A 19,196-nucleotide genomic window follows, 5' to 3' on the forward strand; every position below is an offset into this window, starting at 1 on the left:
TAAAACATGTCACGACACACCGAAGCATCTGATGATGTACAAATGTGGGAAGGCAAGCTCAATTATAAAGAGGGCTTCTTTACCCAGTTACAAACCGAAGAATTTGCCCACGGCATCAATGAAGATGTGGTGCGTGCGATTTCGGCTAAACGTAACGAACCTGAATGGATGCTTGAATTCCGTCTCAAGGCGTTCCGCGCCTGGGAGCAAATGGAAGAGCCGCACTGGCTGAAAGCGCACTACGAAAAACTGGATTATCAGGATTACAGCTACTACTCTGCGCCGTCCTGCGGCAACTGCGATGACAGCTGTGCTTCTGAACCTGGCGCCACCCAAACCTCCGGCAGCGTCGCGTCCAGCGACTACCTGACGAAGGAAGTGGAAGACGCGTTTAACCAGTTAGGCGTTCCAGTGCGTGAAGGGCGTGAAGTGGCGGTGGATGCGATTTTCGACTCCGTCTCCGTTTCGACCACCTATCGCGGCAAGCTGGCGGAGCAGGGCATTATCTTCTGCTCGTTCGGCGAAGCGATTCACGATCACCCAGAGCTGGTGCAGAAGTATCTCGGGACTGTCGTGCCGCCAAACGATAACTTCTTTGCCGCGCTCAACTCGGCTGTGGCCTCTGATGGTACCTTCGTGTACATCCCGAAAGGCGTACGTTGCCCGATGGAGCTGTCGACCTATTTCCGCATCAACGCGGCAAAAACCGGTCAGTTTGAGCGCACCATCTTGATCGCCGATGAAGACAGCTACGTCAGCTATATCGAAGGTTGCTCTGCGCCGGTGCGTGACACCTATCAGCTGCACGCCGCAGTGGTAGAAGTGATCATCCATAAAAACGCTGAAGTGAAATACTCCACCGTGCAGAACTGGTTCCCAGGCGGTGAAGGCGAGGGCGGTATCCTCAACTTCGTCACCAAGCGTGCCCTGTGCGAAGGCGATCACAGCAAGATGTCCTGGACGCAGTCTGAGACCGGTTCAGCGATTACCTGGAAATATCCAAGTTGCATCCTGCGCGGTGATTACTCGATTGGTGAGTTCTACTCAGTCGCGCTGACTGCGGGACGCCAGCAGGCGGATACCGGTACCAAGATGATTCACATTGGTAAAAACACCAAGTCGACCATCATCTCGAAAGGTATCTCTGCCGGTAAGAGCCAGAACACCTATCGCGGCCTGGTGAAAATCATGCCAACCGCGACCAACGCGCGTAACTTCACCCAGTGTGACTCGATGCTGATTGGTGCCGAGTGCGGTGCGCACACCTTCCCGTATGTGGAAACGCGCAACAACACCGCCCATCTGGAGCACGAAGCCACTACCTCGCGCATCGGTGAAGATCAGATGTTCTACTGCCTGCAGCGTGGCATCAGCGAAGAAGATGCGATCTCAATGATCGTTAACGGCTTCTGCAAAGACGTTTTCTCCGAGCTGCCACTGGAATTCGCCGTGGAAGCGCAAAAATTGTTAGCTATCAGCCTTGAGCACAGTGTGGGCTGATGCCCGTTGCCGGAAGCAATGTGAAGGAAAGAGTATGTTAAGCATTAAAGATTTGCAGGTTAGCGTTGAAGACAAAGAGATTTTGCGCGGTCTGAACCTTGAAGTGAAACCGGGCGAAGTCCACGCCATCATGGGACCAAATGGTTCAGGTAAAAGTACCCTGTCTGCAACGCTGGCTGGTCGTGAAGATTACGAAGTCACTGGCGGTTCTGTCACCTTTAAGGGCAAAGACCTGCTGGAACTTGAGCCAGAAGAGCGTGCCGGTGAAGGCATCTTCATGGCGTTCCAGTATCCGGTAGAAATTCCGGGCGTCAGCAACCAGTTCTTCCTGCAGACCTCGGTCAACGCGGTGCGTAAATACCGTGAGCAGGAGCCGCTGGACCGTTTCGACTTCCAGGACTTTATCGAAGATAAAATCCAGCTGCTGAAGATGCCAGAAGATTTGCTGACCCGTTCAGTAAACGTCGGCTTCTCCGGCGGTGAGAAGAAGCGAAACGACATCCTGCAGATGGCGGCCCTGGAACCTGAGCTGTGCATCCTTGATGAAACCGACTCCGGTCTGGATATCGATGCGCTGAAAATCGTAGCCGAAGGCGTTAACAGCCTGCGCGACGGTAAGCGTTCATTCATCATCGTGACGCACTATCAGCGCATCCTGGATTACATCAAGCCGGATCATGTACACGTGCTGTATCAGGGCAAGATCGTTAAATCTGGCGACTTCTCGCTGGTGAAACAGTTGGAGGAGCAAGGCTATGGCTGGCTTACCGACCAAGAGTGATAACGCCCTGCAGCAGTGGCATCACCTGTTTGAATCGCGCGGTGACGTACGTTCTTTACAGGCGCAGCAGCACTGGCAGCAACTGATGCGTGTCGGCTTGCCCACGCGTAAGCATGAAAACTGGAAATACACGCCGCTTGATGGCCTGCTGGCGCAGCAATTTGTGCTGCCACAGCCGCAGGACGTGAGCGCGGAGCAAGTTGAAGCGCTGGCGCTGCCGGTTGATGCGGTGCGTCTGGTGTTTGTTGATGGTCGCTTTCAGGCCGAATTGAGCAGCCGTGATACCGGCCTGTTTGAAATTCAGCATGCGCAGGCTTCTGAGCGTCGTCCGCTGCCGGCACCGATTCAGCCGGAAGTGTTCCTGCATCTGACCGAAAGTCTGGCGGAAGAAGCGACCACTATTCGTCTGGCGCGTGGCAAATCAGCGGCTAAACCGCTCTATCTGCTGCACATCACCAGCGGTCAGGACGCGGGCACCAACACCGTGCACCATCGCCACCATCTGCAGCTGGAAGCCAGCGCAGAAGCGGAAGTGATTGAGCACTACGTTACGCTGAATGACGTGGCGCACTTTACCGGCGCGCGTTTCACGTTCGACGTGGCCGACAATGCCAAACTGCAGCACATCAAACTGTCATTTGAGAGTGAGAAGGCTTACCACTTCGCGCACAATGACGTGGTGATGGGCCGTGATGCGAATGTGGCCACCACCAGCTTCCTGCTGGGTGCGGGCTTATCGCGTCACAACACCAGCGCGCAGCTGAATGGCGAAAATACCAATCTGGCGATCAACAGCTTGTCGTTGCCGGTGAATCAGGAAGTGTGCGATACCCGCAGCTATCTGGAGCACAACAAAGGCTACTGCACCAGCCGTCAGATGCACAAAGTCATCGCGCGCGATAAAGGTCGTGCGGTGTTCAATGGCATGATCAAAGTGGCACAGCACGCGCTGAAAACCGATGGACAGATGACCAACAACAACCTGTTGCTGGGCCGTCTGGCTGAAGTGGACACCAAGCCGCAGCTGGAAATCTATGCGGATGACGTGAAGTGCAGTCACGGTGCGACCATTGGTCGTATTGATGAAGAGCAGATGTTCTATCTGCGCTCGCGCGGCATCGATGAGACTGCCGCACAGCGTATGATCATCCATGCATTTGCCGCTGAACTCACCGAAACGCTGGAGAATCCGGTACTGCGCCAGGTGGTGCTGCAGCGCATTGCCGCGCGTATTCCGGGAGTTGAGTCATGAGTTTCGATCTCGAACGCATCAGAGCGGAATTTCCGATTCTGAAACGTGAGGTCAACGGACATCCGCTGGCCTACCTTGATAGCGCGGCCAGCGCACAGCGCCCGCTCGCGGTCATCAATGCGGAAAGTTATTTCTACCAGCACGGCTATGCGGCCGTGCACCGCGGTATCCATTCGTTGAGCGCGCAGGCGACCACCGACATGGAAAACGTGCGTCATCAGGCAGCGCGTTTTCTTAATGCCGCTTCGCCTGAAGAGATCATCTTCGTCAAAGGCACCACCGAAGCCATCAATCTGGTGGCTAACAGTTGGGGCGGCAGCCAGCTGCAGCCGGGCGACAACATCATCATCACCGAGATGGAGCATCACGCTAACATCGTACCGTGGCAGATGGTGGCGCAGCGTACCGGCGCAGAAATTCGCGTACTGCCGCTGAATGCGCAGGGCGAACTGGCGCTGGAGCAGCTGAGCGGCTTGATTGATAGTCGCACCCGTTTGCTGGCGGTGACCCACGTTTCAAACGTGCTCGGCACCGTCAATCCGGTGAAAGCCATCGTGGCGCAAGCGAAAGCCGCTGGCGTGATTACGCTGGTGGATGGCGCGCAAGCGGTGATGCATCACGCGGTGGATGTACAGGATATCGACTGCGACTTCTACGCCTTCTCCGGCCATAAAATTTATGGTCCGACCGGCATTGGGGTGTTGTACGCGCGTAAAGCGTTGCAGGAGATCATGCCTCCTTGGGAAGGCGGCGGTTCGATGATTTCTGAAGTGGTGCTGCCAACTGGCACCACCTTTAACAGTACGCCATGGCGTTTCGAAGCGGGCACGCCGAATACCGGCGGCATCATTGGATTAGGTGCGGCGTTAACGTGGATCAGCGAATTGGGCCTGGATGTGATTCATCAGCGCGAATCGATGCTGATGCGTTATGCGCTGGATAAACTGGCTTCGGTGCCGGATCTGGTGATTTACGGTCCGGAAAGTCGCAGCGGCGTGGTGGCTTTTAACCTCGGCAAGCATCACGCGTTTGATGTCGGCAGTTTCCTTGATCAATACGGTATTGCGATCCGCACCGGCCATCACTGCGCAATGCCCTTGATGCGTCATTATGCGGTGCCGGCGATGTGTCGTGCCTCCTTCGCGCTGTATAACACCGAAGAAGAAGCCGATCGCCTGGCCGCAGGTTTGACCCGTATTCATCGTCTGCTGGGCGGTTGAGCAGATTTCAGGAGTGATTCATGGCGAATTTGCCAGATAAAGAGAGACTGGTTCGTAACTTTAATCGTTGCGCTAACTGGGAAGAGAAGTACCTCTACATCATTGAACTCGGTGGGAAATTACCAGAATCCTCCGAAAGCTTACAGCAGCCAGAACACGTGATTTCAGGCTGCCAGAGCCAGGTGTGGATACGCATGACCCCGCAGGCCGATGGCACCATCGCCTTCGAAGGTGACAGTGATGCCGCCATCGTTAAAGGGTTGATTGCAGTGGTATTTAGCCTGTATCAGGGGCTCAAGGCGCCAGAGATTCTCGATCTCGATGTGCGCCACTGGTTCGGCGAATTAGCGCTGACCTCACATCTCACTCCCTCGCGTTCGCAGGGGCTGGAAGCCATGATCCGCGCGATCCGGCATAACGCTCAGACCCTCAGCTAAGTTACACTCTCCAGACCCCGGCTTGACCGGGGTCTGTTCTATCCGACAAAGAGAAAATTGCATGAAACCAGCCTTACGTTTAGCCGGTGCATTGCTGTTGTCCTGTTGCGGACTCTCTGCACCTGCATTTGCTACGGAATATCCCTTACCAGCCGATAACAGCCGTTTAATTGGCGAGAATACCCTGACCACTGTGCCAGATGACAAACGGCCGCTGGAGAGCATTGCCGCGCGTTATAAGATAGGCATGCTCGGCATGCTGGAAGCCAATCCCGGCGTTGACCCCTGGCTGCCAAAGGCCGGCACACAATTAACCGTGCCGCTGCAGATGCTGCTGCCTGATGCGCCACGCGAAGGTATCGTTATTAACCTCGCGGAGCTGCGACTCTATTACTATCCGAAAGGTGAAGATCGTGTGGTGGTCTATCCGATTGGTATCGGTCAACTGGGCGCCATGACGCCAACCATGGTCACCAGCATCAGCCAGAAAATCCCTAATCCTACCTGGACGCCAACCACCAATATCCGCAAGCGCTATGCCAAAGAGGGCATCACCTTGCCGGGCGTGGTGCCCGCTGGGCCAGATAACCCGATGGGGCTGTTTGCCATGCGTCTGGCGCGCGGAACCGGTCAGTATCTGATTCACGGCACTAATGCTGACTTTGGTATTGGTATGCGTGTGAGTTCTGGCTGTATTCGCCTGCGACCGGATGATATTGAAGCGCTGTTCAACAGCGTGCCAAAAGGAACGCGCGTGCAGGTGATCAATCAGCCCATCAAATATGCGATTGAGCCCGACGGTAAGCGCTACGTTGAAGTGCATCAGCCGTTATCGCGCAACGATAAGGATGATCCACAAACCATGCCGATTGCGCAGTCTGCGCAGCTGAAAGCTTTCTCTAAGAATGAGAAGAGTGATACCGCGTTGATTAAAGAAGCGATAGCCCGACGTTCAGGCATGCCGGTGTTAGTGAGCAGTGGTGAGCCAGTAATGGATGAGAGCGCAGCACCGACGACGGAGCAGAGTGCTGAAGCAATAGCGCAGCCCTGAATTCGGACCAGAGAAACGCAGAATCAGGACAAAAAAAATGGTGCCACATGGGCACCATTTTTCAACCAGTACTCTTACTTACGGTAAGAGTGAGCCTGGTTGTCCAGACGCTGGTTAGCGCGAGCTGCGTCATCTTTAGCAGCCTGAACGTCAGAACGGATTGCGTTCACGTCGTTGCTCAGCTGATCAACTTTAGCGTTCAGAGTCTGAACGTCTGAAGACAGTTGGTCGATTTTAGCGTTGCTTGAGCAACCAGCCAGCATAGTTGAAGCCAGGATTACAGCGCCCAGTACCAGTTTAGTGCGATTCATTCTTTATACCCTCTAGATTGAGTTAATCTCCATGTAGCGTTACAAGTATTACACAAAGCTTTTTGAGTTGAGAATAAATTTTTGATGAGAACATGCTTAATTTTGATCGTTCGCTCAAAGAAACAGCATTTCACAGAAGAAGATGAAAATAATTAGCTAAAACAGAGAGATTTAATCGGACTAACCTTAATCATACGAGATTTTGAATAGTTAATTTCGATTGGAAATTTCTGGTTTTTGTATTACATCAGCAATAAAAAAAGCGCCTGTTAAAGGCGCTTTTTAATAAAAATTCAGTTGCTAATCAGATTACATGTACAGAAGCGGTGTTTGTCGTTCCGCTTGGCACTAATGCGCCTGAAACCATGACCACAACATCGCCTTTCTGCGCATATCCGCTTTCCAGCGCCATTTCTTTACCAATGCGATAGAAATCATCAGTTGAGGCAATTTCTGTCACCAGATGGGTTTCGATACCTTTGCTCAGAATCAACTGACGCGCAGTGGTTTCGTTGGTAGTGAGCGCCAGAATGGTGGCATCCGGGAAATACTTACGGATGGCTTTGGCAGATTTACCGCCTTCGGTGGCTACAACAATCAGTGGTGCTTCCAGCTTCTCTGCAGTCTCAACCGCACCGCGGCATACCGCTTCGGTGATGCGCAGCTTGCGTGAGTCTTGCAGCGAATCGATGCGGGATTTCATCACGCGATCGGTACGCTCACAGATGGTCGCCATAATGGTGACCGATTCCAGCGGATAGCGACCTTTGGCACTCTCACCAGACAGCATCACCGCATCGGTACCATCGAGGATGGCGTTAGCCACGTCGCCGGCTTCTGCGCGGGTAGGGCGCGGGTTTTTGATCATTGAATCCAGCATCTGCGTCGCGGTGATCACCACTTTGCGTGCTTTATTACATTTCTTGATCATCATCTTCTGCGCGAAGATCACTTCTTCAACCGGGATTTCAACGCCGAGGTCGCCACGCGCAACCATGATGCCGTCTGACGCTTCAAGGATCTCGTCGAAGTTGTTCAGGCCTTCCTGGTTCTCGATTTTCGAGATGATCTGAATGTGTTCGCCGCCGTGTGCTTTCAGGTGCTCACGGATTTCCAGCACGTCAGAACGCTTACGGATAAACGACGCGGCGACGAAATCAACGTTCTGCTCGCAACCAAAGATCAGGTCGCGCTTATCTTTTTCCGCCAGTGCAGGCAGCTGAATGGAGACACCTGGCAGGTTGACGCCTTTGTTTTCACCCAGATCGCCGTTGTTCAGGACATGACAGATCACTGAGTTCTCAGTGACTTCAGTCACCTGCATACCGATCAAGCCATCGTCGACCAGTACGGTGTTACCAATTTTCAGGTCTTCAGTGAAACCGGCGTAGGTCACTGCAACACGTTCGCTGTTACCAATCACCGTCTGATCGGTAGTGAAGGTGAAGGTCTGGCCCGCTTTCAACGATACATCGTTACCGCCTTCCAGTTTCATGGTACGAATTTCCGGACCTTTGGTGTCCAGCAGAATAGCGGCCTGACGACCGGTTTTTTCCATAACGGCACGCATGTTGGTGATGCGTTGGCCGTGTTCAGCATAATCCCCGTGCGAGAAGTTCAGGCGCATCACGTTCATGCCCGCTTCCAGCAAATGGGTCAGCATCTCTTCAGATTCGGTTTTTGGACCGATAGTACAAACGATTTTGGTCTTTTTCATGTCAGGTTTTCTATAAGTTGTGATGGATGATAAAGGTCGGGATTCGATGCACATGGCACCGAAGTGAGAATATTTATGGTGTTGGAACGGATTTCACAGAAATAAGAATAGGAGACGAAAGCAAAGCGTGCAGAGAAGTTATGCAGTACGCGAGGGAACTGAGTGATCAGTGTTGCGCAAATCATTGGAGTTGTTTGCATAGGCACGTTAGCGCTGAAACCTTTCAGGTGGAACAACGCGGCATAGTATAGTCGCTAAGTATGCGAAAACCAATATAAAAGCGGCGTGATAAAGACGATGCAGATCAAGAAAAAGGTGTTGCGCAAGGAGATAAAACCAGAGTGGTGCGCTCTAATGGACTCGAACCATCGACCCCCACCATGTCAAGGTGGTGCTCTAACCAACTGAGCTAAGAGCGCATGCAGAATATTCAATAATTGGTGCGTCCGAGTGGACTCGAACCACCGACCCCCACCATGTCAAGGTGGTGCTCTAACCAACTGAGCTACGGACGCACTTGGTGCGCTCTAATGGACTCGAACCATCGACCCCCACCATGTCAAGGTGGTGCTCTAACCAACTGAGCTAAGAGCGCAACACGCTGTCAGGGCGACAGCGGGGACGAATATTAACGGCAGGCTGTGATGCTGGCAAGGGGAAAAAGTGTTTTTCCCCTACGACTGACCAGCAACTGTGCTATGCGTCGTTTTTTTCGCCGTTACCAGCCACTTAGCGCGCGGCACGCGCCAAAATCACCTGCGCAGGCAGGCGCTGTAAACGACGGATGCGCCAAATCATCATCACTGCTGCGGAGGTCAGACCGATAATAAAGCCACACCAGAAACCGGCGGGGCCAAGTTTCGGCAAAACCCAATCCGTCATCGCCAATACATAACCCACCGGCAAACCCAGCACCCAATAGGCGATAAAAGTAATGAAGAAGATCGAGCGTGTGTCTTTATAACCGCGCAAGATACCGCTGCCGATCACCTGAATCGAATCTGAGAACTGATAGATCGCCGCCAGCAACATCAGCTGTGCCGCAAGGGTAATGACTTCTGGATTTGCCGTGTACAAGCCGGCGATATCGTGACGGAAAATCACGGTAAACAGCGCGGTGATGGCCGCCATGCTGATGCCGACCCCTTGCCCGGTCCACGCAGCAACGCGCGCCTGTTCGGCGGAACCTTGACCGAGTCGATAGCCAACGCGAATGGTAGTAGCGACGCCGAGCGACAGCGGCAACACGAACATCAGCGAACTGAAGTTGAGCGCAATCTGGTGCCCGGCCACTTTGACGATGCCGAGTGGTGATACTAAAAGCGCCACCACGGCAAACAGCGTCACCTCAAAGAACAGCGCCAATGCCACCGGCAAACCCAGCGTGAACAGGCGTGACAAAATCGCACGTGACGGTGCAGACCAGCGCGTTTTCATACGGATGTCGCGCATGCTTGCCATGCGTTTCACCCAGAAGCGCATCACCAGGAACATCACCCAATAGACCGATGCCGTTGCCACGCCGCAGCCGACGCCGCCTAAGGCAGGCATACCGAAATGCCCATAAATGAAGACATAGTTGAGTGGAATGTTCACCATCAGGCCGAGAAAACCGAGCAGCATCGCCGGTTTGGTTTTCGACAAACCTTCGCATTGGTTGCGCATCACCTGGAACAGCAGATAACCCGGCGCGCCCCACAGCAACGCATGCAGGTATCCTTCGGCTTTGGCGGCCAATTCAGGATCGATGTCATGCATGGTGTTAATCAGATAACCGGCATTCCACAGCACCACCATAATCAGTAGCGCAACGGCCAGTGCCATCCAGTATCCCTGGCGCACTTGTTCCGCGATACGTTCGCGTCGTCCTGAACCGTTGAGTTGCGCAACGGTAGGCGTCAAAGCCAGTAGAAGACCATGACCAAACAGAATGGCGGGAAGCCAGATAGAGGTGCCGACAGCAACGGCGGCCATATCCGTGGCGCTTACCGCACCGGCCATAACAGTATCTACAAATCCCATCGCCGTCTGGGCCACCTGAGCAAGGATGACCGGGATCGCGAGGGCCAGCAATTGACGCGCTTCTGTAAAATACTTCTGCACGTTACACCTGCTTAATTAAAGAAGAGAGCGGGGCGAAATCCCCAAAGAATGCGCGGCATAGTGTAGCGGCAGCGCTGGCTTCCGCCAAACGTTGATCGCATTTTGTTTAGCAATTTGTGTAAAGTTTGAACTCCGCCAAATTAAGCTGCCGCCGACAAGCTGTGATAAACTGACGCAAACTTTGCAGAGGCTGAGATGATGTTTACTGGAATTGTGCAAGGCACGGCAGAAATTGTCGGCATTGAAGAGAAAGATCTGTTTCGTACCCATATTGTGCGCTTACCGGAGGATCTGTTACCGGGCCTGGCGCTGGGCGCATCGGTGGCACACAATGGCTGCTGCCTGACGGTGACCGAGATTAACGGCGATTTGGTCAGCTTCGATCTGATTAAAGAAACATTGCGCATTACCAACCTGGGTGAATTAAAGGTGGGTGATGTGGTGAATATTGAGCGTGCCGCGAAGTTCAGTGATGAAATTGGCGGTCATTTAATGTCTGGCCATATTATGACCACGGCGGAAATCTGTAAAATCATCCAGTCTGAAAACAACCGCGAAATCTGGTTTAAATTACAGGACGCCACCCAGATCAAATATATTCTGCACAAAGGTTTTGTGGGTATCGATGGTATTAGTTTGACCGTTGGCGACGTAACCAAAAGCAAATTCTGTGTGCATTTGATCCCGGAAACGCTGGAGCGCACCACTTTAGGCGCGAAGAAGTTCGGTCAAAAAGTCAATATTGAGATTGATCCGCATACGCAGGCCATTGTGGAAACGGTTGAGCGCGTATTAGCGCAGCGTGAAGCCGCTGCACTGGCGCAGATTGCTAGCGCAGAATAATACCGTTGAAAAAGGCGCCATGCGGCGCCTTGATTCATTTGAAAGCTGATTAACGCGCTACGCGTAAACCGCCATCCTTGCCACGACTGAATACTACCTGCCACAGCTGAATATCACGGGCACGAAACGCACCGGCGCAGGCGTTGAGATAATAGTCGAACATCCGTTTAAAACGTTCGCCATATTTCTCAGCCAGCTGCGGCCACGCCGCCTGAAAACGTTCATACCACGCCATTAACGTCGTATCGTAATCTGCGCCAAAGTTATGCCAGTCTTCCATGACGAAATGCGGCTCACTGGCATCAGCGATTTGACGTACCGACGGCAAACAACCGTTCGGGAAGATATATTTATCAATCCACGGATCGACATTCATATCTGTAGTGAGGGCACCAATGGTGTGCAGCAAAAATATGCCGTCTGGTTTGAGGTTACGGTCAGCAACATCAAAATAAGTGGCATAGTTTTTCGGCCCGACATGTTCAAACATACCCACAGAAACGATGCGATCATATTGATTATTCAGGTCGCGATAGTCCTGCAGTAATATAGTGACATCCAGTCCTTCACAGCGTTGTTGCGCGAGTTTTTGTTGCTCAGCCGAAATAGTCACGCCATGCACCGTGACGCCATAATGGCGTGCGGCATATTCTGCTAATCCGCCCCAGCCACAACCGATATCCAGCAGCGTCATGCCCGGTTCAAGTTGCAACTTGCGGCAAATCATATCCAGTTTGGCTTGCTGCGCGTTTTCCAGGGTATCAGCATCTTTCCAGTAGCCGCAGGAATATTGCATGTAAGGATCAAGCATCAGTGAGAAGAGATCATTACCAAGGTCGTAATGCTCTTTACCCACAATCCAGGCGCGTTTTTTTGATTGCAAATTAGTGAGACGCGCGGCGGCGATGCGCAACGTATCTTTAAAATGCCGAGGTAATTGTTTATCCAGATGGTGTTTTAAAACGCGATGGAAGAACATATCGAGCTGTTCGCACTCCCACCAACCATCCATGTAACTTTCACCTAATCCGAGCGATCCTTCCTCGAGAACGCGTTTAAAAAAATCTGGATGCTTTACCTGAATATCCCAGGGACGAGTGCCATTAACTGCAATATCAGCCCGCTCTAGCAGTTCATTGACGATCCGATACCAATGGTTTTCTTCAAGGCTCACTTCTTCTATAACAGATGAACTCATAGCTTCTCCATCACCTTCAGATCTGAACCTGAGAAAAAGAATAGCCAATTTCCCAAGACCTGTGAGAGAACTCACGGAAAATCCGTGCGCCAGAAATCCGACGTTGTACGACGTAGTACAGAGGTATGAATTTGAGCAGAAAAGTGGGTCGCCGCACCGGATAATGTGCAGACGCCATCCCGCGACAGGGTCGCTAAAGGTATTACATTTATATTATTGATTTAATACAGAATTACTGACCCACTGAGTATATGCTCACGTGGGTCAATATTCAACGGGTTATCGTTAGTTTGCTAACGAAAAGCGCTGGCTTAGAGATTATCTTCGCAGGGACGGGAAGTGTGGGCAATATCACTTTGTGCGTTTACCGTTCGCTGGCAGACAAAGCCCACCCACGCCAGTACCACAGTAGCGACCATCACTAACGTGGTGTTGAACAGCGCCTGTTCAAGGCCGGCGGAGACCAGCAGGCTGGCTACAAAGCACAATCCTAACTGGAATAAGTTCTGTAATCCTGCGGCTTTACCGGTGGCATGCGGGAAGGGCGCTAATGCGCTGGCAACCACAATTGGATAGATCGCGCCATTGGCCAGCGCCATGCCGCAGAAAGGCATCAACAGCACAAACAGCGGCGCTGATGGCATCAGGGCGATGACAAACAAACTCAGGATGCTCAGGCTATACAGCACCAGCAACCACGGCAGCAGTTGCGCGCCCTGATAGCGATTTAACAGCGTGCGGCAGCCAAAGCCACCAATCAGAAACGCAATGGTCTGCGGAATATAGCTCAGGCCAATATCACCCGGCGTCAGGCCAGCAGCGGCGAGAATGAAAGGTGAGCCCGTCAGCCAGGCGAAAAAGCTCGCCGAACAGGCCGAGTAGATCAAGACGTTACCGCTGTAAACGCGAGTACCCAGCAAGGTCAACCAGCCGGGTTGTTTACCTGACGCCACTTTCTCGCGCTTAGGCGAGGTTAACTGCAGCGTACCGATCAGTAGCACCACGGCAACCAGCGTTAGTGTGATAAAGATGCTGCGCCAGTGGAAGTGGCCGATAAGCCAGGCGCCGAGCAGCGGTGCCAGCGCCGGAGACAGCGCAACCAGCGGCATAATCGTGGCAAACACTTTATTGGCTTTGGCTTTTGGATAGTGATCCACCACCAGCGCCTGCCAGCTTACGGCAGCCGCACAGACACCAATTGCCTGCACAAAACGCAGTGCCAGCATCAGGCGCACATCGGTCACCCAAAGCATCCCCAGACAACCAAGGGCGAAGATGGCTAACCCCGCTAGCAAAATCGGTTTACGCCCGTAACGATCCGACAGCGGCCCCCAAAAAACCTGGGCACAGGCGAAACCGCCGAGAAACAGACTCAGGCTGGCGCTGATGGTGCCAGGTGCGCTAGCGAAATCACGCTGCATATCGCCAAAGGCGGGTAAATACATATCCGTGGCAAGAAAGCCGAGCATGCTGAGCACGGCGAGATAAGGCATAAATGCTTTAGACGACAACATGTTGATTCTCTTTTGGGCAGGTTGAACGCCGGGGAGTGTAAAAGGATGCAACGCGCTTTGTGAAACGCTAATATTTGCATAGTGCTGTTAAATTTTTTGAAGGCAAAATTATGTGGTCAGAATATGCGCTTGAAGTGGTAGATGCGGTGGCGCGCACCGGCAGTTTTAGTGCGGCCGCGCAGGAGCTGCATCGCGTGCCTTCTGCCGTCAGCTATACCGTGCGACAGCTGGAAAGCTGGCTGGCGGTGCCGCTTTTTGAGCGTCAGCACCGCGAAGTGGTGATGACACCGGCGGGGGAGCATTTTGTACGTGAAGGACGATCTGTTATCAAAAAAATGCTGGCAACCCGTCGACAGTGTCAGCAACTGGCGAATGGCTGGCGCGGGGAGCTAAGTATCGCGGTTGACTGCATTGTTAAACCGCAGCGCACGCGGCAGTTAGTGAAGGATTTCTATCGCCATTTTCCCGATATGGAGCTGATTATCAGCTACGAAGTGTTCAACGGCGTATGGGATGCGTTGGCTGATGGCCGGGTTGATGTGGCGATTGGCGCGACCCAGGCGATCCCGGTGGGTGGACGTTTTGCCTTTCAGGATATGGGCGCGCTGAACTGGCGCTGTGTGGTGAGTCCCGACCATCCGCTGGTCAACAGCACGGAACTGGATGATGAAACATTACGGGCGTGGCCATCGCTGGTGCTGGAAGATACCTCGCGTGCGTTGCCGCGCCGTATGACGTGGACGCTGGATAATCAGCGGCGGTTGGTGGTGCCGGAGTGGGAAACCGGGATGGATTGTTTGCTGGCAGGATTGTGCGTTGGAATGGTGCCGGGCCATCTGGCGCGTCCGCTGCTGGACAGCCATAAACTGGTGGAACTGGCACTGCCGCAGGCCTTTCCGGACAGTCCGTGCTGCGTCAGCTGGTCAGAACAGCGCGCGTCACCGGCGCTGGAGTGGTTACTGGCTTATCTCGGGGATGCTGAAACGCTGAACCATGAATGGCTCAGCGAAGTGTCGGCTTAGCGACGATAGTCGCGGAATGGACCGTACGCCACCGAACGGCGTTCAATCAGCGTTGGCTGGACTTCGATGGTTTGCGGATCTTCACGCTTGCTGGTGATGCGATCCAGCAGCATTTCCAGCGCTTTTTCACCCAGTTCGGCTTTTGGCTGATGCACGGTGGTCAGCGCTGGAGTGAAATAGCGCGCGTTGCGCACGTTATCGTAGCCAATGACTGAGATATCCTGCGGCACGCGCAAACCCATCTCATCAGCAGCGCAAATCGCGCCCATCGCCATGATATCGCCGCCGCAGAACACCGCAGTTGGACGCTGTTTCTGATTTAAAATCTGCTGCATCGCCTGATAGCCCGATTCAGGTTCAAAGTCGCCCTGAACCACCCATTCCGGACGCACCGTGATGCCCGCTTCGCTCATCGCCTGCAGGAAGCCAGCGTGACGTCCGCCGCCGGTGTTGCGCTCCATCTGGCCGGGAATGGCACCGATATCGCGATGACCACGTTCAATCAGATAACGCCCGGCGAGATAGCCGCCCTGAAACGCATTGTCCTGCACGGTATCGGTGAAATCACCGCGTGACGCGCCCCAATCCATCACCACCATTGGGATATTGCGGTTCTCTTCCAGCATCTGCAGCAAATCGTCTGGATATTCCGAACACATCACCAGCAATCCATCGACGCGCTTTTGCGCCATCATCGACAGGTAAGCGCGCTGCTTTTGCAGATCGTTGTGCGCATTGCCGAGAATCAGCGTATAGCCGCGTTCGAAACACCGGTTCTCCACCGCTTCGATAATTTCAGCGAAGTAGGGCGCTTCGCTGGAGGTCGCCAGCAGACCCAAGGTTTTGGTGTGATTGACTTTGAGACTACGCGCCACGGCACTCGGCGAGTAGTGTAATTCTTTGATCGCTTCCCATACGGCGTTACGCGTCTCTTCCGCAACGAAACGCGTTTTGTTGATGACATGCGAAACCGTGGTGGTTGAGACACCCGCGCGTTTTGCGACATCTTTAATTGTTGCCATGAAAATGGTACTCCTGGGCTTATCGCAACTTACTGATAAGTATATTGTTAAACGTTTGCGTCTGCTAATGCTTTTACAGCCCAAAAAAGCGGGCAAAACGGTGTGTTTTAGCAGGCGAAATCACTTCATCACGCTGTTGATACAGCATGCGCAAAATCTGTTGCGCAACGAAAGGCGGCGATTCTAGCAAGCTGATGCGTATAACACGAGATTTTTGCCCATTGCTGTGCGAAAATCGCTTTAACCCTAATAATTGTGTGACTAAGGAGTTGTGATGAATACCGACCTGAAACTGGCGCTAATGACCACTGTTGGCGCACTTTTGATGATTATCGCCTTCAGCTTTACCGCGATCATGCATTAACAAAAAAGCCGGAGCTGAGAACAGCATCCGGCTTTTTTATGATTGTTGCGCAACAACTAGCGAATAGTTTTTGGCGTCATCATGCGACGCGCGCCCACATAGTGTTTCTGCCAGTAATCCTCACCCAATGCGCTGATCTGAATATCTTTGCCGGTACGCGGCGACTGAATGAATTTCCCGTTGCCGAGATACACGCCCACATGATCGGCAGTGCCGCGATTATTGATGCGGAAGAACACCAAATCGCCTTTCTCGAGCATTTCACGTTTAATCGGTGCCGCATCGCGCAGGTGATACATCTCATTAGCGGTGCGTGGCAGTTTGAATTTCACCAGATCTTTATAGGCGTACCACACTAAGCCGCTGCAGTCGAAACCGGTATGTGGCGAAGCACCGCCCCATTGATAGGGTTTGCCGAGTTGGCCCATCAATTTGGTCATCGCCGTTTCACGCGCCTTTTGATAACGCTGGCGGTGCGCCTTACTCATTTTGATGCCGGTCAGCGCTAACGCTTCATCATCGACGGCGATCTCAGGTGTTTTCTTCGCTAGACGTTGATGACCGTATTTCTTAGCAGAAAGTTTCAGCGGGGATTTTTTGCTGGTGGTCTTGTGCAGCGCGGTTTCTGTTTTGGTCTGTTTTTTGAGTTTGAATTTTTGAACAGCTGTCAGGCGCGATTTTTTGGTGGTGGTTTTCACCGGGCGTCGTTTGCGGCGCTCGTCTTCACGTGCGCTCTTTTTCTCTGCTTTAAGCGAACTGGCATTAACGGGCGCATGCGGAGATGCAGCAGCCACATTAAAAAACAGTTGGGCGAAAGCCAGTATGAAAAGCGTAATTAGTAGACGCATAATCCGGTTACAGGTTAAGCAGGCTGAATGAAAGCAGACTGCGGCAAAGTGAGAGAAATCTGATCAAGTGACCAGCGCCGAAGCAATTCTAATCCACTTTTTTTCCAAAAGGTAAGGCCTTTTTCCATTAATATGTTACCAGATTGATTCTGTAGCAAAAATGAGCGATTTCAGCTGGTTAACGCAGCGAAACTATTGCTAATTATTAATTTATTAATGCCAATTAATGATATGAAAATGTTATTTGTCATGCGTTAACTTAACAAACATGGCGATTCGCCAGTGCAAACGCAAAATCCCGTTTTCAGTCCGGGAGCGAAATCGCTACAATAAACAAACACGAAGTAGAAGATTAAGGAAGGCAATAATGAGTACTGTTGAAAAAATTCAGCGTCAGATCGCAGAAAACCCGATTCTGCTGTACATGAAAGGTTCTCCGAAGCTGCCAAGCTGCGGTTTCTCGGCGCAAGCCGTGCAGGCGCTTTCTGCGTGTGGCGAGCGTTTCGCATACGTGGACATTCTGCAGAACCCGGATATTCGCGCTGAAATGCCAAAATACGCTAACTGGCCAACTTTCCCGCAGCTGTGGGTCGATGGCGAACTGGTCGGCGGCTGCGACATCATCGTTGAGATGTTCCAGCGCGGCGAACTTCAGCCACTGTTGAAAGAGACCGCTGAGAAGTATAAAGAAGCGGAATAATGCAGAAGGCCGACAAATGTCGGCCTTTTCTTTGCTTACTCGGCAGACGCCTCGTCTGCAGATTCTTCACTGAAAGCCAGCGGCCAGCCGCCCAGGCGTTTCCAGCGGTTCACCAACTCACAGAACAGCGTCGCGGTTTGCTCGGTGTCATACAGGGCTGAATGCGCTTGTGTACTATCAAACTCCATTCCCGCCGCTTTACAGGCTTTCGCCAGCACGGTTTGCCCCAGCACTAAGCCGCTTAACGCTGCGGTATCAAAGGTGGCAAAAGGGTGGAACGGGTTGCGCTTCAGGCTGGCGCGCTCTGCGGCCGCCATCACGAAGTTGAGATCGAAAGTGGCATTGTGCGCCACGATAATCGCGCGATTACAGCCGCTATCTTTAGTGCCTTTGCGCACCATTTTAAAAATCGCATGCAGAGCTTCGTATTCACTAACCGCACCGCGCAGCGGATTGGTGGGATCGATGCCGGTAAACGCCAGCGCAGCAGGATTCAGAATGGCGCCTTCAAACGGTTCCACATGGAAGTGCAGCGTTTCATCGCGGTGCAACCAGCCGTCTTCATCCATTTTCAGCGTTGTGGCTGCAATTTCCAGCAGTGCATCGGTTTGTGCATTGAAACCTGCGGTTTCAACATCGATCACAACAGGATAAAAACCGCGGAAGCGTTGGTGGAGAGCGTTTAAAGCGTTCGATTCAGACATCAGGATCTCATGGCAATAAATAGGGCAGCGCGCATTATGGCAAAAATCTCAGGAGGGTGCAGCAGGAGAGGGAAGTCAGCCTGCAATTAGCAGGCTGACCAGCAACCTTAGTTGCCTAAGCCGTGACCGGCATGTTTATTTTCAATCAGTTCGATCTTGTAGCCGTCTGGATCTTCAACAAAGGCAATAATGGTAGAACCGCCTTTTACCGGGCCCGCTTCACGCGTTACGTTGCCGCCCGCGCTGCGAATGCGTTCGCAGGTGTCAGCCACGTTGTCCACGCCCAGCGCGATATGGCCGTAAGCGTTGCCGAGATCGTATTTATCCACGCCCCAGTTGTAAGTCAGCTCAATCACCGCGCCTTCGCTCTCTTCGGTGTAGCCAACGAATGCCAGCGTGTATTTGTACTCGGTGTTTTCGCTCTGACGCAGCACGCGCATGCCGAGCACGCGGGTGTAGAAATCGATAGAACGTTGCAAATCGCCAACGCGTAACATGGTGTGAAGTAAACGCATAACATCCTCTTTTTTAAAACGTCATCAGTGAATGACAAGACAACTAAGTATACACACTGATGAAACAACGCTGCCGCCTATCCGAGGCGGCAGC

At 52.7% G+C, this 19,196-nt stretch carries 19 protein-coding genes and 3 tRNA genes; 10 read left to right on the top strand and 12 right to left on the bottom strand.

All coding sequences use genetic code 11. The annotated features are described in order from the left end of the window. The first annotated feature begins 6 nt into the window (after positions 1 to 6). The 6 genes from sufB to AC6I8A_RS08795 all read left to right on the top strand — a co-directional run bounded on the left by sufB (position 7) and on the right by AC6I8A_RS08795 (position 6,241). Entirely contained in the window at positions 7 to 1,500 is a 1,494-nt protein-coding gene (gene sufB, locus AC6I8A_RS08770) for a Fe-S cluster assembly protein SufB (protein WP_008102971.1), read from the top strand. 34 nt (positions 1,501 to 1,534) lie between these two features. Beyond that, entirely contained in the window at positions 1,535 to 2,281 is a 747-nt protein-coding gene (gene sufC / locus AC6I8A_RS08775) for a Fe-S cluster assembly ATPase SufC (protein WP_008102973.1), read from the top strand. Beyond that, positions 2,256 to 3,533: a Fe-S cluster assembly protein SufD gene (sufD, locus tag AC6I8A_RS08780; RefSeq protein WP_256696326.1), complete on the top strand. Its 1,278-nt coding sequence runs from the start codon at positions 2,256 to 2,258 to the stop codon at positions 3,531 to 3,533. Before sufC ends, sufD begins: the two co-directional genes overlap by 26 nt. After that, positions 3,530 to 4,753, top strand: coding sequence for a cysteine desulfurase SufS (gene sufS / locus AC6I8A_RS08785; RefSeq protein ID WP_091003179.1), 1,224 nt, complete (start codon positions 3,530 to 3,532; stop codon positions 4,751 to 4,753). Before sufD ends, sufS begins: the two co-directional genes overlap by 4 nt. A gap of 20 nt (positions 4,754 to 4,773) precedes the next feature. Beyond that, entirely contained in the window at positions 4,774 to 5,190 is a 417-nt protein-coding gene (gene sufE, locus AC6I8A_RS08790; protein ID WP_008102979.1) for a cysteine desulfuration protein SufE, read from the top strand. Positions 5,191 to 5,251: 61 nt separating this feature from the next. Beyond that, positions 5,252 to 6,241, top strand: coding sequence for a L,D-transpeptidase family protein (locus AC6I8A_RS08795; RefSeq protein ID WP_265296914.1), 990 nt, complete (start codon positions 5,252 to 5,254; stop codon positions 6,239 to 6,241). A gap of 74 nt (positions 6,242 to 6,315) precedes the next feature. On the opposite strand, the gene AC6I8A_RS08800 is transcribed toward AC6I8A_RS08795, so the two are convergent. The 6 genes from AC6I8A_RS08800 to AC6I8A_RS08825 all read right to left on the bottom strand — a co-directional run bounded on the left by AC6I8A_RS08800 (position 6,316) and on the right by AC6I8A_RS08825 (position 10,372). Next, positions 6,316 to 6,552, bottom strand: coding sequence for a major outer membrane lipoprotein (locus tag AC6I8A_RS08800; protein WP_007892735.1), 237 nt, complete (start codon positions 6,550 to 6,552; stop codon positions 6,316 to 6,318). A gap of 304 nt (positions 6,553 to 6,856) precedes the next feature. Further along, positions 6,857 to 8,269 (bottom strand): pyruvate kinase PykF, encoded by a 1,413-nt coding sequence (gene pykF / locus AC6I8A_RS08805; RefSeq protein WP_265296912.1) that lies wholly within the window; start codon positions 8,267 to 8,269, stop codon positions 6,857 to 6,859. 342 nt (positions 8,270 to 8,611) lie between these two features. After that, positions 8,612 to 8,688, bottom strand: a tRNA-Val gene (locus AC6I8A_RS08810). 19 nt (positions 8,689 to 8,707) lie between these two features. Next, positions 8,708 to 8,784, bottom strand: a tRNA-Val gene (locus AC6I8A_RS08815). Positions 8,785 to 8,787: 3 nt separating this feature from the next. After that, positions 8,788 to 8,864, bottom strand: a tRNA-Val gene (locus AC6I8A_RS08820). A gap of 134 nt (positions 8,865 to 8,998) precedes the next feature. After that, entirely contained in the window at positions 8,999 to 10,372 is a 1,374-nt protein-coding gene (locus AC6I8A_RS08825) for an MATE family efflux transporter (RefSeq protein WP_256696329.1), read from the bottom strand. 198 nt (positions 10,373 to 10,570) lie between these two features. On the opposite strand from AC6I8A_RS08825, the gene AC6I8A_RS08830 reads away from it, so the two are divergent. Further along, entirely contained in the window at positions 10,571 to 11,215 is a 645-nt protein-coding gene (locus tag AC6I8A_RS08830) for a riboflavin synthase subunit alpha (protein ID WP_256698400.1), read from the top strand. 49 nt (positions 11,216 to 11,264) lie between these two features. Here AC6I8A_RS08830 and cfa read toward each other — a convergent pair whose 3' ends face one another. Both cfa and punC read right to left on the bottom strand, forming a co-directional pair. Next, complete coding sequence (gene cfa, locus AC6I8A_RS08835) at positions 11,265 to 12,413, bottom strand: cyclopropane fatty acyl phospholipid synthase (protein WP_008110314.1); 1,149 nt, start codon at positions 12,411 to 12,413, stop codon at positions 11,265 to 11,267. A gap of 311 nt (positions 12,414 to 12,724) precedes the next feature. Further along, a complete protein-coding gene (gene punC, locus AC6I8A_RS08840) occupies positions 12,725 to 13,927 on the bottom strand; it encodes a purine nucleoside transporter PunC (protein ID WP_265296909.1) in 1,203 nt (400 codons plus the stop codon). Positions 13,928 to 14,037: 110 nt separating this feature from the next. Between punC and punR the strand changes: the two genes are divergently transcribed. Then, positions 14,038 to 14,949: a DNA-binding transcriptional activator PunR gene (punR, locus tag AC6I8A_RS08845; RefSeq protein ID WP_497818324.1), complete on the top strand. Its 912-nt coding sequence runs from the start codon at positions 14,038 to 14,040 to the stop codon at positions 14,947 to 14,949. On the opposite strand, the gene purR is transcribed toward punR, so the two are convergent. Further along, positions 14,946 to 15,971 carry an HTH-type transcriptional repressor PurR gene (purR, locus tag AC6I8A_RS08850; RefSeq protein ID WP_256696332.1) on the bottom strand — a complete coding sequence of 342 codons (1,026 nt, stop codon included), beginning with the start codon at positions 15,969 to 15,971 and terminating at the stop codon, positions 14,946 to 14,948. The two genes, punR and purR, sit on opposite strands and share 4 nt — an antisense overlap. 274 nt (positions 15,972 to 16,245) lie before the next feature. Between purR and cydH the strand changes: the two genes are divergently transcribed. After that, on the top strand, positions 16,246 to 16,335 hold the full coding sequence (gene cydH, locus AC6I8A_RS08855; RefSeq protein ID WP_007892756.1) for a cytochrome bd-I oxidase subunit CydH: 90 nt from the start codon (positions 16,246 to 16,248) through the stop codon (positions 16,333 to 16,335). A gap of 56 nt (positions 16,336 to 16,391) precedes the next feature. On the opposite strand, the gene AC6I8A_RS08860 is transcribed toward cydH, so the two are convergent. Then, positions 16,392 to 17,183 carry a C40 family peptidase gene (locus AC6I8A_RS08860; protein WP_256696333.1) on the bottom strand — a complete coding sequence of 264 codons (792 nt, stop codon included), beginning with the start codon at positions 17,181 to 17,183 and terminating at the stop codon, positions 16,392 to 16,394. A 364-nt stretch (positions 17,184 to 17,547) separates the two neighbouring features. On the opposite strand from AC6I8A_RS08860, the gene AC6I8A_RS08865 reads away from it, so the two are divergent. Next, complete coding sequence (locus tag AC6I8A_RS08865; RefSeq protein ID WP_175501675.1) at positions 17,548 to 17,883, top strand: Grx4 family monothiol glutaredoxin; 336 nt, start codon at positions 17,548 to 17,550, stop codon at positions 17,881 to 17,883. A gap of 35 nt (positions 17,884 to 17,918) precedes the next feature. Here the strand turns inward: AC6I8A_RS08865 and rnt are convergent, their stop codons facing one another. Further along, positions 17,919 to 18,587, bottom strand: a complete 669-nt coding sequence (rnt, locus tag AC6I8A_RS08870) for a ribonuclease T (protein ID WP_101764547.1) — start codon at positions 18,585 to 18,587, stop codon at positions 17,919 to 17,921. A gap of 107 nt (positions 18,588 to 18,694) precedes the next feature. Further along, complete coding sequence (gene gloA, locus AC6I8A_RS08875) at positions 18,695 to 19,102, bottom strand: lactoylglutathione lyase (protein WP_007892766.1); 408 nt, start codon at positions 19,100 to 19,102, stop codon at positions 18,695 to 18,697. Between the last annotated feature and the right edge of the window lie 94 nt (positions 19,103 to 19,196).

This window comes from Pantoea sp. X-Soil-ISGK-275, assembly GCF_059730795.1.